The organism is Citrobacter sp. Cpo065 (assembly GCF_030332805.1).
GTDB lineage: Bacteria > Pseudomonadota > Gammaproteobacteria > Enterobacterales > Enterobacteriaceae > Citrobacter > Citrobacter portucalensis.
The window spans coordinates 236345-249633 of record NZ_JAOWHC010000031.1 but is presented as its reverse complement, the minus strand read 5'-3'; the positions used below and the strand labels follow the sequence as shown (position 1 = coordinate 249633).

Genomic DNA, 13289 nt, shown 5'->3' with positions numbered 1-13289 from the left:
ATGAAGGCATTTTCGCCGCTTGCTGTGATTATCGCTGCACTGCTGCTGCAAGGCTGTGTCGCTGCCGCCGTTGTTGGAACTGCAGCTGTCGGGACTAAAGCCGCGACGGATCCTCGTAGTGTCGGCACCCAGGTTGATGACAGTACCCTGGAATTACGCGTCAATACGGCGTTGTCGAAAGATGCCCAGATCAAGAAAGAAGCGCGAATCAACGTGAGCGCATATCAGGGTAAAGTGCTGCTGGTCGGCCAGTCGCCGAATAGCGAACTGTCTGCACGTGCAAAACAGATTGCGATGGGCGTAGAAGGTACGACTGAGGTCTTTAATGAGATCCGTCAGGGCCAGCCAATCGGTCTGGGCGATGCGTCCAACGATACCTGGATAACCACCAAAGTACGTTCCCAGTTACTGACCAGCGATCAGGTGAAATCCTCTAACGTGAAAGTAACGACTGAGAACGGAGAAGTGTTCCTGTTAGGTCTGGTGACCGAGCGTGAAGCGAAGGCGGCGGCGGATATCGCCAGCCGGGTAAGCGGCGTGAAACGCGTCACGACAGCCTTTACGTTTATTAAGTAACACGCCTGTAGATGGCATCTTATCCGGCCTACAGAACGTAATCGTTTGTAGGCCGGATAAGCGTCAGCGCCATTCGGCATTTTTTATTTAGCCCTTTCGCGTAGCTCGGAAGAGGTCAGGATCGAAACCCCTTCATGCCCAGGCGCCAACGCTTCTGCCAGCATTGCCCGAGCAACATCGCGCGCTTCAATCGACTTCCAGTTACCCGGCAGCAGCCTGAACAACGGCGCTAAAAACATCTCATTCGTCCGCTGTTTGTCCCTATCACCCAGTAGCATTGAAGGCCGGACAATCGTCAGCCGTGGCCAATTCTGCGCGATCAGCGCCTGCTCCATTTCACCTTTCACCCGATTATAAAAAAACGGTGAATTCGCATTGGCGCCCATCGAACTCACCACCAGCATATGCTGGGCGCCTAACCTACGTCCCGTCAGGGCTGTATCTACCACCAGCGTATAGTCAGCATGGATAAACGCCTCTTTGCTGCCCGCTTCACGCCGGGTAGTCCCCAAACAACAAAAGACAATATCGACCGGATCGGTGACCTGTGCCAGAGCATCGGTTAGCTGCGGATCATGGGGGTTATAGATACCAACCGTATCTGCCAGCGGTCGACGCGTTGGTGCCGTGATGGCATTGACCCGGGGTTCATTGAGCAGCATACGCAGCAAATGTCCGCCCACCAGCCCCGTGGCTCCCGTTATTAACACCTGACTCATCGCTTATCTTCCCCAGGTCTTCAATCACTGTTCTAACTATAGATCACGTAACCAATGCATCTTTTTACCAAAGCCCAGCGTGTTGTCCGTGAATTTGACTTCATCCAGTCGAATCTCCCATACGGGCGCTGGCAGCATTCTGGCGACGGGGAAACGGCGGTTGTAGGCTTTACGCGCAGCTTCGCTCTCCTGCCCTTCAAGACGCCGGATTTCCCCTTTAAACTGTACGCCACGAATCAGAGCGACGGTTTTAGGCTGACCGTTTACTGTACCGGCAATCGGTGCGCGTGGTCCGGACATCTGCGCATGCCGCGTTTTCTCTTCGGTCAGCACATAGAACACCATCTTCTGCGCATCAAACAGGTAAAACGCATTGGCGCACCATAATTCACCTTCATGATGTACGCACCAGGTCACGACGTGCTGCTTTGCCAGCCAGCGGGTCACCGCAGTCAGTGTTTCCATTTCTGTTCTCTTTTATACTGTAGGCCTGAAAATTATCACGTCGATAGTAACAATGACACCCTGGTATCTGTACCTGATCCGTACCGCTGACAACGCCTTATACACCGGAATAACCACCGATGTGCAGCGCCGCTATAAGCAGCATCAAAATGGGAAAGGCGCGAAGGCGCTACGCGGAAAGGGGGAACTCACGTTGGCATTTGCGGCGCAGGTCGGCGACCGTTCGCTGGCCCTGCGCATAGAGTATCGCGTTAAACAACTCACCAAGCGGCAGAAAGAGCGCCTTGTCGAAGGCGAAGGGTTTGAGGCGCTATTAAGCAGCCTGCAAACCCCGGAGCTTAAAAGCGATTGAAGTGGTCGTGGTATTCCACAAGCCCCGTCACGCCATCCAGCGCATCGTCCGCCAGGCGATGAACCTGGAACGCGCTTTCGGTGCCCGGCCAGCGGCAACGCAGGTCATGATGGGCCGCCAGCTCAAAGCCAAAGCGGCTGTACAGGGCCGGATCCCCCAGCGTAACCACCGCTGCGTAGCCAAACTCGTTCAGTGAATCGAGTCCTTCATAGACCAGCTGACGCGCCAGGCCCTGCCCCCGGTAGTTTTCATCCACCGCGAGCGGCGCCATGCCGACCCATTGCAGATCTTCACCTTGAACATCGACTGGGCTGAACGCGACGTAACCCACTACCTGACCTTCGTCATCGGTAGCAACCAGACCCAGCGTTAAGAAACCATCTTCACGCAGGTCGTGCACTAATTTCGCTTCCGCATCGCTCTCAAATGAACGGCGCAGCAGCGCATCAATACCAGGGGCATCAATGGGAATTTCAACTCGAATCAGCATGGCTCACCTACCGAGGTCTGTTTGGTTTCTGGCGACGTTTTCATCCCCGCCTCAACAAAATCCGCCAACTGCATCAGCATGACGCGCAACGCTTTAGGCATCTGCTCCAGTTCGATGGCATCCATCAGATTTTTTACGTATAGCCCTAATTCTGTATCACCTTCAATCACCAGGCGACGCTGGAAGAAAAGCGTATCTGGATCCTGCTTGCGGGCCACGATCATCAGGAGATCGCTGGCATCGGCGCTAAAACTTACATCCGCATCTGCATTCTGGCTGACGATAAGTTTATCGTTCTCAACAGAGGTATACCATTTGAGGTCAATGTCACGCACATGAATGCTCAGCCAGCGACCTTCGAGAAACTCCAGCTCCCCATCGGCCAGCGCCTGACTAAACTGCCAGCTCAGGACCTGTTCCAGAACCTGGCGCTTCAGCGCAAAGGGCGTCAGTTTAACTGGTACACTCATCAGAGAAGGACCAAATTGTACTAAGCGTGAACGCAGTTTATCCAACACGAGCTTTACTCCCTGTTTCAATAGTCCTGCTATTTTGCCATATCAAATAAACGACATAGCGGCATAAATCAACAATTCGCTACGAAATTGTTACCTCTTTATTGGTGCCACCAATACGACTTTAACTGCCTCAAATCAAAAATTGTCTCAGCAAGGTTAACTAAAATCCCTCTTCGTTAACATTTCTGCGCCCGTCACGGCGCAACGTTCAGGATAAATTATGGAGCTGCTCTGCCCTGCCGGAAACCTACCGGCGCTTAAGGCGGCCATCGAGAACGGCGCTGATGCTGTCTACATCGGGCTGAAAGATGATACCAACGCCCGTCATTTCGCCGGCCTTAATTTTACCGAGAAAAAATTGCAGGAAGCGGTGAGTTTTGTCCATCAGCACCGCCGTAAGCTGCACATTGCGATTAACACCTTTGCGCACCCGGATGGTTACGCGCGCTGGCAACGTGCCGTTGATATGGCAGCGCAACTGGGTGCAGACGCGCTGATCCTTGCCGACCTCGCCATGCTTGAGTATGCCGCAGAGCGCTACCCGCATATTGAGCGCCATGTCTCTGTTCAGGCATCTGCAACCAATGAAGAGGCAATTAATTTCTATCATCGCAACTTTGACGTCGCCCGCGTGGTGCTGCCGCGCGTGCTATCTATTCATCAGGTGAAACAGCTCGCTCGCGTCACGCCAGTTCCCCTGGAAGTGTTCGCCTTCGGTAGCCTGTGCATTATGGCGGAAGGCCGTTGCTATCTTTCGTCCTATCTGACGGGTGAGTCTCCTAATACGGTTGGTGCCTGCTCGCCTGCCCGTTTTGTCCGCTGGCAACAGACCCAACAAGGGCTGGAATCCCGTCTTAATGAAGTGCTGATCGACCGCTATCAGGACGGGGAAAACGCCGGTTATCCGACGCTATGCAAAGGCCGCTATCTGGTTGACGGCGAGCGTTACCATGCGCTGGAAGAACCCACCAGCCTGAACACGCTGGAGCTGCTGCCGGAACTACTGGCAGCCAATATTGCCTCGGTGAAAATCGAAGGTCGTCAGCGCAGCCCGGCCTATGTCAGTCAGGTTGCGAAAGTGTGGCGTCAGGCGATCGACCACTGTATGGCCGACCCGCAAAACTACGTCCCGCAGGCCGCGTGGATGGAAACACTCGGTTCTATGTCCGAAGGCACGCAGACCACGCTTGGCGCGTATCACCGTAAATGGCAGTGAGAGAAGCAATGAAATATTCCTTAGGGCCGGTGCTGTGGTACTGGCCGAAAGAAACGCTGGAAGATTTTTATCAGCAGGCTGCCGTAAGCCAGGCCGACGTTATCTATCTTGGTGAAGTGGTATGCAGTAAACGCCGCGCCACCAAAGTGGGCGACTGGCTCGATATGGCGAAATCGCTCGCCGGCAGCGGTAAACAGGTTGTGCTGTCAACACTGGCGCTGGTACAGGCTTCTTCTGAACTGGGAGAGCTGAAGCGCTATGTCGAAAACGGTGACTTCCTGCTGGAAGCCAGCGATCTCGGCGTAGTAAACATGTGCGCCGAGCGTAAGCTGCCGTTTGTCGCCGGGCATGCGCTCAACTGCTACAACGCGGTTACCCTGCGTATCCTGCTCAAACAAGGCATGGTGCGCTGGTGTATGCCGGTAGAGCTTTCCCGCGACTGGCTGGCAAACCTGCTCAACCAGTGTGATGAGCTGGGTATTCGCAATCAGTTTGAAGTTGAGGTGCTGAGCTACGGGCATCTGCCGCTGGCGTACTCTGCCCGCTGCTTTACCGCGCGCTCTGAAGACCGTCCAAAAGACGAGTGTGAAACCTGCTGCATCAAATATCCGAACGGGCGCGATGTGCTGTCGCAGGAGAATCAGCAGGTCTTTGTCCTCAACGGGATCCAGACCATGAGCGGCTATGTTTACAACCTCGGCAACGAACTGACATCGATGCAGGGGCTAGTTGATATTGTGCGTCTGTCCCCTTCAGGCACTGAAACATTCGCCATGCTCGACGCCTTCCGCGCCAATGAAAATGGCAGTGCTCCATTACCGCTTGCCGCCCACAGTGACTGTAACGGCTACTGGAAGCGACTGGCTGGACTGGAGCTGCAGGCCTAGCCGGATGCGGCATAAATGCCTTATCGGGCCTACAAATAGCGATCCCGTAGGCCCGATAAGCGCAGCGCCATCGGGCATGTTATATTCGGTGCCCGCCGTATAAAGCTCACTTTGTTAACAACATTCGCTAATCTTTAATGCAGTATTAAAAGATTAACCGGTAACAAAGTGAGCCGTTATGACTGACAAAACTATTCCGTTCTCGGTGCTGGATCTGGCGCCGATCCCTGAAGGATCCTCGGCAAAAGAGGCCTTCACATACTCGCTTGATCTCGCTCAACTGGCCGAAAAACGCGGCTACCACCGCTACTGGCTGGCGGAACATCACAACATGACCGGCATCGCCAGCGCAGCAACCTCAGTGCTGATTGGTTATCTGGCTGCCAATACCACCACGCTGCATCTCGGGTCTGGCGGCGTGATGTTGCCTAACCATTCGCCGCTGGTGATCGCCGAGCAGTTCGGTACCCTGAACACGCTATATCCGGGACGAATCGATCTCGGGCTTGGTCGCGCACCGGGCAGCGATCAACCAACCATGCGCGCACTGCGCCGCCATATGAGCGGTGATATCGATAACTTCCCACGCGACGTCGCTGAACTGGTGGACTGGTTCGACGCCCGCGATCCTAATCCCCATGTACGCCCGGTTCCCGGCTACGGCGAGCAGATCCCGGTCTGGTTATTAGGCTCCAGCCTGTACAGCGCACAACTGGCGGCCCAGCTTGGTCTGCCGTTTGCCTTCGCCTCGCACTTTGCCCCGGATATGCTGCATCAGGCGCTGCATTTGTATCGTACCCAGTTCAAACCCTCGGCGCGGCTGGCAAAACCGTATGCGATGGTGTGCATCAACATTATTGCCGCCGACAGCAATCGCGACGCCGAGTTTCTTTTCACCTCCATGCAGCAGGCATTTATGAAGCTGCGTCGTGGCGAAACCGGCCAGCTACCGCCGCCGGTAGAGAATATGCATCAGCTGTGGTCCGCTTCTGAGCAGTACGGCGTACAACAGGCGCTGAGCATGTCGCTGGTCGGTGATAAGGCAAAAGTGCGGCATGGTCTCGACGCCATTTTGCGTGAAACCCAGGCTGATGAGATTATGGTTAACGGTCAGATTTTTGATCATCAGGCACGCCTACATTCGTTTGATTTGGCGATGGATGTGAAGCAGGAATTATTGGGGTAGTGCGTTGCTTTGCCCGGTGGCGCTTCGCTTACCGGGCCTACTTGACCCTGTAGGCCGGATAAGGCGTAGCCGCCATCCGGCACAACAAAGTTACTGATAAACAGGCAACAGATTCACGCTCGAGAGAATATGGATAACCGCGTTGCCGATACCGAATACCAGGATCAGCGCAATCATCGGCTTACCGCCCCATACACGGAATTTCGGGCTACCGAAACGCTCGCGGGATTTACGTGCCAGCAGTGCCGGAACAATGGCGGCCCAGATGGTTGCCGCGAGTCCTGCATAGCCAATGGCGTACAGGAAACCGTTCGGCCACAGCAAGCCACCGATAATTGGCGGGACAAACGTCAGCAATGCCGTTTTGAAACGTCCCATTGCCGAGTCATCAAAGCCAAACAGATCCGCCAGATAGTCAAACAGACCGAGCGTAACGCCGAGGAATGAACTCGCCACCGCAAAGTTGGAGAACACCACCAGCAGCAGATCCAGACTGCGGCTGTTTAGTACACCGCTCAGCGCCTGTACCAGCACATCTATGTTACCGCCCTGCTGCGCAATACCGATAAACTCCGGACGCGGAATGTTACCCATCGTCCCCAGCAACCACACGGTATACAGCACCAGCGCCAGCAGCGTGCCGTACACCAGACACTTAACGATGGTCTTCGGATCTTTGCCGTAGTACTTCATCAGGCTCGGGACGTTGCCGTGATAGCCGAATGAGGCCAGACAGAACGGTAGCGTCATCAGCAGGTACGGCGTATACGAAGCATTGCTTTCCGCCACGTTAAACAACGTTGTGGGCTGAACGTGTCCCAATAAGCTGCCGAAGGTCAGGAAAAAGGTAATCACCTTCGCGCCCAGCACAATTGCCGTCATGCGGCTAACCGCTTTGGTACTTAACCACACCACAAACGCCACCAGCAACGCAAAGCCAAGACCTGCCGCACGCGCCGGAACGTTCAACGACATCTCGGAGAAGGTGTGATGCAGGATCGAACCGCTCGCCGAGATATACGCGTAGGTCAGAATATAGAGAACGAAAGCAATCGAGATGCCGTTCACCACGTTCCAGCCTTTGCCCAGCAGATCTTTCGTGATGGTGTCGAAACTGGAGCCAATGCGGTAATTGAGGTTAGCTTCAAGGATCATCAGCCCGGAGTGCAGCATGCAGAACCAGGTGAAGATCAGCGCTGCCATTGACCAGAAGAACCACGCCCCGGACATGACCACTGGCAGGGAAAACATCCCCGCGCCAATAATGGTGCCGCCGATGATCACCACGCCGCCGAGCAGCGAAGGTGACGTTTGGGTGGTGGTTAGTGTTGCCATTTAGCCATCTCTCCAGTCATTTATATTGTGACTACATCTCAATGTGCTGCACTGTACCAGTACACGAGTACAATTGAAATAAAAAAAGCCCCGATTGTTGAGATCGGGGCCGTATATTTTACTTTACAGCTATAAAGCTAAAAGGCTTATGCATCACCGCCGAAACGACGACGACCAGCAGAGTCATCACGACGCGGAGCAGAAGAATCGTCACGACGCGGACCACGGTTGCCTTCACGACGTTCGCCGCTGAAACGACGACCATCGCCACGACCGCCTTCACGACGTTCACCGCTAAAGTTACGACCTTCACCGCGACCACCTTCACGACGCTCACCGCTGAAACGACCACCGCCACGACGCTCACCACCAGTGTGCGGAACTGCATCGCCAACCAGCTGCATGTTCATCGGCTTGTTCAGGATGCGAGTACGGGTAAAGTGCTGCAGCACGTCGCCCGGCATACCTTTCGGCAGTTCGATGGTGGAGTGGGAAGCAAACAGCTTGATGTTACCGATGTAACGGCTGCTGATATCACCTTCGTTAGCAATCGCACCAACGATATGACGAACTTCAACACCGTCATCACGGCCCACTTCAATGCGGTACAGCTGCATGTCACCAACATCACGACGTTCACGACGCGGACGGTCTTCACCACCACGGTCATTACGGTCACGAGGGCCACGATCGTTACGGTCACGCGAACCACGGTCATCACGGTCGCGGAATTCGCGTTTCGGACGCATCGGCGCATCTGGCGGCAGGATCAGAGGACGTTCGCCCTGAGCCATTTTCAGCAGTGCAGCTGCCAGCGTTTCGATATCCAGTTCTTCTTCCGGCTGCATTTTCGCCAGCAGAGCACGGTACTGATCCAGATCGCTGCTTTCCAGCTGCTGCTGTACTTTAGCGGCGAATTTTTCCAGACGGCGTTTGCCCAGCAGATCTGCGTTCGGCAGTTCTACTTCCGGAATAGTCAGCTTCATGGTGCGTTCGATGTTACGCAGCAGACGACGCTCGCGGTTCTCAACGAACAGCAGCGCACGACCCGCACGACCCGCACGACCGGTACGGCCGATACGGTGAACGTAAGACTCGGAATCCATCGGGATGTCGTAGTTGACAACCAGACTGATACGCTCAACGTCCAGGCCACGGGCCGCAACGTCGGTTGCAATCAGAATATCCAGACGGCCATCTTTCAGACGCTCCAGAGTCTGCTCACGCAGGGACTGGTTCATGTCGCCGTTCAGTGCAGCGCTGCTATAACCGCTACGCTCCAGCGCTTCTGCTACTTCCAGGGTCGCATTTTTGGTACGTACGAAGATAATCGCCGCATCAAAGTCTTCTGCTTCCAGGAAACGCACCAGCGCTTCATTTTTACGCATGCCCCACACAGTCCAGTAGCTCTGGCTGATGTCAGGACGGGTAGTAACGCTGGACTGAATACGTACTTCCTGCGGCTCTTTCATAAAGCGGCGGGTAATACGACGAATCGCTTCCGGCATGGTTGCAGAGAACAGAGCGGTCTGATGACCTTCCGGGATCTGCGCCATGATGGTTTCAACGTCTTCGATGAAGCCCATACGCAGCATTTCGTCAGCTTCGTCCAGTACCAGACCGCTCAGTTTGGAAAGGTCCAGAGTACCGCGCTTCAGGTGATCCAGCAGACGACCCGGCGTACCGACGACGATCTGTGGCCCCTGACGCAGGGCACGTAATTGCACGTCATAACGCTGACCGCCGTACAGGGCAACCACGTTCACGCCGCGCATGTGTTTAGAGAAATCCGTCATGGCTTCTGCTACCTGAACCGCCAGTTCGCGGGTCGGTGCCAGCACCAGAATCTGAGGTGCCTTCAGCTCAGGATCAAGATTGTTGAGCAGCGGTAAAGAGAACGCTGCAGTTTTGCCGCTACCTGTCTGGGCCATACCCAGAACATCGCGGCCGCCCAGCAGATGCGGAATGCACTCTGCCTGGATTGGAGATGGTTTTTCGTAACCCAGATCGTTAAGGGCTTCAAGGATAGGAGCCTTCAGGCCCAGATCTGCAAAAGTGGTTTCGAATTCAGCCATGTAGTACGTGTGCCTCAAAATTAATGGCGGCCAGTCTACATAACTCATCATGAAATTGATCTGCAATTTTCATTGAAAAGTGTGAACCGGCTCAAAGTAGGTGTATTAACGAACAACAACGCCCTCACCCGTGAAGGTGATGGCAATCAAAAAAGATTACGGGCTGATGTGTACGTCAGCTATTGCTGGTCCGATTCTGCCAGGTCATCTTGGTCCTGGCCCAGGAGCGATAATTCCAACAATGCGTATCGGTGCTCAACAAAGTTATGAACGTTGTTAGCCACCGCCAGTTTGAACAATGCCGTAGCGTTGTCCAAATCCCCCAGACTTAGGTAGTACTTACCTAAATAGAAGTTGGTTTCACTGAGATGCTCAGCGAGCGAGGTGTTATCCGTTGCGTCCGCCTTCAGGCGTTCCATCAGCGTTGCTTCGCTAATGTTGCCCAGGTAGAACTCGACAATGTTCCATCCCCATTGCTCTTTATCCGATTTCTCAAAGCGTTGCTTCAACGCTTCTTTAGCCTGCTTCTCATCGAGCTTCTGCTCGGCAAGATAAAGCCACAGACTACGGAAAGGATCATTGGGATCGTCTTGATAAAACGCTAGCAGATCATCTTGCGCTAACTTGTCGCGACCGCCGTAATACAATGCGATACCGCGATTTAAGTGCGCGTAGTTGTAAGTTGGATCAAGCTCAAGTACAGAATCAAACGCTTCATAGGCAGCATCAAAATTGCCTGCCTGCGTTAAATATATACCTAAGTAATTGAATACTTCAGGCATATCTGGTCGGATTGCCAGCGCTTGTGAAAAATCATTTCGCGCCAATGCCCTCAGACCGAGACTATCATACAACACTCCGCGCTCATATAAAAGCTGTGCGCGTTCGTCATCGGTTAAAGCCCGACTGGCAAGAATTTGTTCCATACGTGCCAGAATCACTTCCTGCTGCAAAGTCGGTTGCAATGGTACTGCGAGGACTTCACTCTTTCGCCAGGCGGAATTACTGCATCCAGCCAGCGTGAGTGCTGTCGCAACGAAACACCAGCGCAAAAAAGGCTTCATTTCCCACTCCCGAAGACAACGATTGAATGAACGTCCAGGTTCCCCGGTTGCTAACAAGGCATCCTGCCGGGTTAAAGGCCCTCCGCTTTCACGGAGGGCAATGGCAACCTTACTCGCCCTGGCTTGCCGGAGCTTCCGGTTCGCCTGCAGGCTGAGACTGCTCAGTTGCTTCTTTAATGCTCAGACGCACACGGCCCTGGCGATCAACTTCCAGAACTTTGACCGGTACTTCCTGGCCCATCTGCAGGTAGTCGGTCACTTTCTCAACGCGCTTATCAGCGATCTGAGAGATGTGTACCAGACCTTCTTTACCGCCACCGATGGCAACGAATGCGCCAAAGTCAACGATACGGGTCACTTTACCATTGTAGATACGGCCTACTTCGATCTCTGCGGTGATCTCTTCGATACGACGGATAGCATATTTCGCTTTCTCACCGTCGGTCGCAGCAATCTTCACGGTGCCATCATCTTCGATTTCAATGGTGGTGCCGGTTTCTTCGGTCAGAGCACGGATAACAGAACCGCCTTTACCGATAACGTCTTTGATCTTGTCCGGGCTGATCTTGATAGTGTGGATACGCGGAGCGAACTGAGAAATATCGCCACGCGGAGCGTTGATCGCTTGTTCCATCACACCCAGGATGTGCAGACGCGCACCTTTAGCCTGGTTCAGAGCAACCTGCATGATTTCTTTGGTGATACCTTCAATTTTGATATCCATCTGCAGTGCAGAGATACCGTCGCGGGAACCCGCCACTTTGAAGTCCATATCGCCCAGGTGGTCTTCGTCGCCCAGAATGTCAGACAGAACAACAAAGTTGTCGCCTTCTTTCACCAGACCCATCGCGATACCCGCAACGGCTGCTTTGATCGGCACGCCTGCGTCCATCAGCGCCAGGGAAGCACCACATACGGAAGCCATGGAAGAAGAACCGTTAGATTCGGTGATTTCAGAAACCACACGCACGGTGTACGGGAATTTATCCAGTTCCGGCATTACTGCCAGTACGCCACGCTTCGCCAGACGGCCGTGACCAATCTCACGACGCTTCGGAGAACCGACCATACCGGTTTCACCTACGCAGTACGGAGGGAAGTTGTAGTGGAACAGGAAGTTGTCAGTACGCTCGCCCATCAGTTCGTCGAGGTTCTGCGCATCACGCGTGGTGCCCAGGGTCGCAGTAACCAGCGCCTGAGTTTCGCCACGGGTGAACAGTGCGGAACCGTGGGTACGCGGCAGAACGCCAGTACGCACGTCCAGGCCACGGATCATGTCTTTTTCACGGCCATCGATGCGCGGCTCGCCTGCCAGTACGCGGCTACGAACAACGTTTTTCTCGATAGCGTGCAGGATTTCACCCAGTTCGTTAGCGTCCAGGGTTTCGTCTTCAGCCACCAGAGTCGCGATGGTTTCAGATTTGATCACGTCAACCTGAGCATAACGCTCTTGTTTGTCAGTGATACGGTAAGCATCGCTCAGGCGAGCTTCCGCCAGTGCGGCAACGCGTGCGTTCAGCGCTTCGTTGACGGCTTCTGGCTGCCAGTCCCAACGCGGTTTGCCAGCTTCTTTCGCCAGCTCGTTGATCGCCTGAATCACAACCTGCTGCTGTTCGTGACCGAACACAACAGCGCCCAGCATCTGATCTTCGCTCAGCAGTTCAGCTTCTGATTCAACCATCAGTACGGCTGCTTCAGTACCTGCAACAACCAGGTCCAGCTTGCTTTCTTTCAGTTCGTCCTGAGTCGGGTTCAGTACATACTGGTCATTGATGTAACCAACACGTGCAGCACCGATCGGGCCGTTGAATGGGATACCAGACAGAGTCAGCGCAGCAGATGCACCAATCATTGCCACGATGTCCGGGTTAACCTGCGGGTTAACGGAAACAACGGTCGCGATAACCTGAACTTCGTTAACGAAGCCTTCCGGGAACAGCGGGCGAACCGGGCGGTCAATCAGACGCGCGATCAGAGTTTCGCCTTCGCTCGGACGGCCTTCACGACGGAAGAAGCTACCCGGGATACGGCCAGCAGCGTAGGTACGCTCCTGATAGTTAACGGTCAGCGGGAAAAAGTCCTGGCCTGGTTTCGCTTTTTTCTGACCAACAACGGTAACGAATACCGCGGTGTCATCCATGCTAACCATAACAGCGGCAGTCGCCTGACGCGCCATCATGCCGGTTTCCAGCGTAACGGTATGCTGACCGTACTGGAATTTACGAACGATCGGATTAAGCAAAATAATATCCTTTCTCTATTTTTTGACGGCACATTTTTGCGCCATCGTTAATACCCGATCTTCTGCGCATCCTCGCGACTAATGACAACCCTAACCCATAAGCATGAGTAAAGCCTCTCATTAGCCGCGCGAACCTCTGCAACGGAAGATCATTCATAGCAACA

General features: G+C 54.2%; 14 protein-coding genes. 5 read left to right on the top strand and 9 right to left on the bottom strand.

Annotated elements, in window-relative coordinates; translation table 11 throughout:
* The gene (gene dolP, locus OGY68_RS12300; protein ID WP_008785904.1) at positions 1–576 is read left to right on the top strand and encodes a division/outer membrane stress-associated lipid-binding lipoprotein; all 576 of its coding nucleotides are present in this window, start codon (positions 1–3) and stop codon (positions 574–576) included.
* An 83-nt stretch (positions 577–659) separates the two neighbouring features.
* Here dolP and OGY68_RS12295 read toward each other — a convergent pair whose 3' ends face one another.
* Together OGY68_RS12295 and OGY68_RS12290 are read right to left on the bottom strand one after the other, a co-directional pair.
* Positions 660–1295, bottom strand: coding sequence for an NAD(P)H-binding protein (locus OGY68_RS12295; RefSeq protein ID WP_003828632.1), 636 nt, complete (start codon positions 1293–1295; stop codon positions 660–662).
* A gap of 36 nt (positions 1296–1331) precedes the next feature.
* On the bottom strand, positions 1332–1760 hold the full coding sequence (locus OGY68_RS12290) for a YhbP family protein (protein ID WP_008785905.1): 429 nt from the start codon (positions 1758–1760) through the stop codon (positions 1332–1334).
* A gap of 52 nt (positions 1761–1812) precedes the next feature.
* Here OGY68_RS12290 and OGY68_RS12285 point away from each other — a divergent pair, with 52 nt between their 5' ends.
* Complete coding sequence (locus OGY68_RS12285) at positions 1813–2112, top strand: GIY-YIG nuclease family protein (RefSeq protein ID WP_057067632.1); 300 nt, start codon at positions 1813–1815, stop codon at positions 2110–2112.
* On the opposite strand, the gene OGY68_RS12280 is transcribed toward OGY68_RS12285, so the two are convergent.
* Together OGY68_RS12280 and ubiT are read right to left on the bottom strand one after the other, a co-directional pair.
* Positions 2099–2602, bottom strand: a complete 504-nt coding sequence (locus OGY68_RS12280) for a GNAT family N-acetyltransferase (RefSeq protein WP_008785907.1) — start codon at positions 2600–2602, stop codon at positions 2099–2101. The two genes, OGY68_RS12285 and OGY68_RS12280, sit on opposite strands and share 14 nt — an antisense overlap.
* Positions 2596–3120, bottom strand: coding sequence for a ubiquinone anaerobic biosynthesis accessory factor UbiT (gene ubiT / locus OGY68_RS12275; protein WP_003828637.1), 525 nt, complete (start codon positions 3118–3120; stop codon positions 2596–2598). Before ubiT ends, OGY68_RS12280 begins: the two co-directional genes overlap by 7 nt.
* Positions 3121–3340: 220 nt before the next feature.
* Between ubiT and ubiU the strand changes: the two genes are divergently transcribed.
* The 3 genes from ubiU to OGY68_RS12260 all read left to right on the top strand — a co-directional run bounded on the left by ubiU (position 3341) and on the right by OGY68_RS12260 (position 6409).
* Positions 3341–4336: a ubiquinone anaerobic biosynthesis protein UbiU gene (gene ubiU / locus OGY68_RS12270; RefSeq protein WP_057067631.1), complete on the top strand. Its 996-nt coding sequence runs from the start codon at positions 3341–3343 to the stop codon at positions 4334–4336.
* Between the two features lie 8 nt (positions 4337–4344).
* Positions 4345–5223: a U32 family peptidase gene (locus OGY68_RS12265; protein ID WP_057067639.1), complete on the top strand. Its 879-nt coding sequence runs from the start codon at positions 4345–4347 to the stop codon at positions 5221–5223.
* 178 nt (positions 5224–5401) lie between these two features.
* Complete coding sequence (locus OGY68_RS12260) at positions 5402–6409, top strand: luciferase-like monooxygenase (RefSeq protein ID WP_057067630.1); 1008 nt, start codon at positions 5402–5404, stop codon at positions 6407–6409.
* Positions 6410–6499: 90 nt separating this feature from the next.
* Here OGY68_RS12260 and mtr read toward each other — a convergent pair whose 3' ends face one another.
* The 5 genes from mtr to pnp form a co-directional block, all read right to left on the bottom strand.
* Positions 6500–7744 (bottom strand): tryptophan permease, encoded by a 1245-nt coding sequence (gene mtr / locus OGY68_RS12255; protein WP_003828642.1) that lies wholly within the window; start codon positions 7742–7744, stop codon positions 6500–6502.
* Positions 7745–7890: 146 nt separating this feature from the next.
* Positions 7891–9819: a DEAD/DEAH family ATP-dependent RNA helicase gene (locus OGY68_RS12250; RefSeq protein ID WP_057067629.1), complete on the bottom strand. Its 1929-nt coding sequence runs from the start codon at positions 9817–9819 to the stop codon at positions 7891–7893.
* Positions 9812–9892 (bottom strand): protein YrbN, encoded by an 81-nt coding sequence (yrbN, locus tag OGY68_RS12245; protein WP_010723222.1) that lies wholly within the window; start codon positions 9890–9892, stop codon positions 9812–9814. Before yrbN ends, OGY68_RS12250 begins: the two co-directional genes overlap by 8 nt.
* Positions 9893–9998: 106 nt before the next feature.
* Positions 9999–10883, bottom strand: coding sequence for a lipoprotein NlpI (gene nlpI / locus OGY68_RS12240; protein ID WP_003024982.1), 885 nt, complete (start codon positions 10881–10883; stop codon positions 9999–10001).
* Positions 10884–10992: 109 nt separating this feature from the next.
* Positions 10993–13125, bottom strand: coding sequence for a polyribonucleotide nucleotidyltransferase (gene pnp / locus OGY68_RS12235; protein ID WP_008785911.1), 2133 nt, complete (start codon positions 13123–13125; stop codon positions 10993–10995).
* Positions 13126–13289 lie beyond the last annotated feature (164 nt).

What these genes read in the sequence shown, in the direction of transcription:
- dolP (WP_008785904.1), top strand. Translation starts at nt 1, where the DNA reads ATGAAGGCATTTTCGCCGCTTGCTGTGATTATCGCTGCACTGCTGCTG.
- OGY68_RS12295 (WP_003828632.1), bottom strand. Translation starts at nt 1,295, where the DNA reads ATGAGTCAGGTGTTAATAACGGGAGCCACGGGGCTGGTGGGCGGACAT.
- OGY68_RS12290 (WP_008785905.1), bottom strand. Translation starts at nt 1,760, where the DNA reads ATGGAAACACTGACTGCGGTGACCCGCTGGCTGGCAAAGCAGCACGTC.
- OGY68_RS12285 (WP_057067632.1), top strand. Translation starts at nt 1,813, where the DNA reads ATGACACCCTGGTATCTGTACCTGATCCGTACCGCTGACAACGCCTTA.
- OGY68_RS12280 (WP_008785907.1), bottom strand. Translation starts at nt 2,602, where the DNA reads ATGCTGATTCGAGTTGAAATTCCCATTGATGCCCCTGGTATTGATGCG.
- ubiU (WP_057067631.1), top strand. Translation starts at nt 3,341, where the DNA reads ATGGAGCTGCTCTGCCCTGCCGGAAACCTACCGGCGCTTAAGGCGGCC.
- OGY68_RS12265 (WP_057067639.1), top strand. Translation starts at nt 4,345, where the DNA reads ATGAAATATTCCTTAGGGCCGGTGCTGTGGTACTGGCCGAAAGAAACG.
- OGY68_RS12260 (WP_057067630.1), top strand. Translation starts at nt 5,402, where the DNA reads ATGACTGACAAAACTATTCCGTTCTCGGTGCTGGATCTGGCGCCGATC.
- mtr (WP_003828642.1), bottom strand. Translation starts at nt 7,744, where the DNA reads ATGGCAACACTAACCACCACCCAAACGTCACCTTCGCTGCTCGGCGGC.
- OGY68_RS12250 (WP_057067629.1), bottom strand. Translation starts at nt 9,819, where the DNA reads ATGGCTGAATTCGAAACCACTTTTGCAGATCTGGGCCTGAAGGCTCCT.
- yrbN (WP_010723222.1), bottom strand. Translation starts at nt 9,892, where the DNA reads ATGAAAATTGCAGATCAATTTCATGATGAGTTATGTAGACTGGCCGCC.
- nlpI (WP_003024982.1), bottom strand. Translation starts at nt 10,883, where the DNA reads ATGAAGCCTTTTTTGCGCTGGTGTTTCGTTGCGACAGCACTCACGCTG.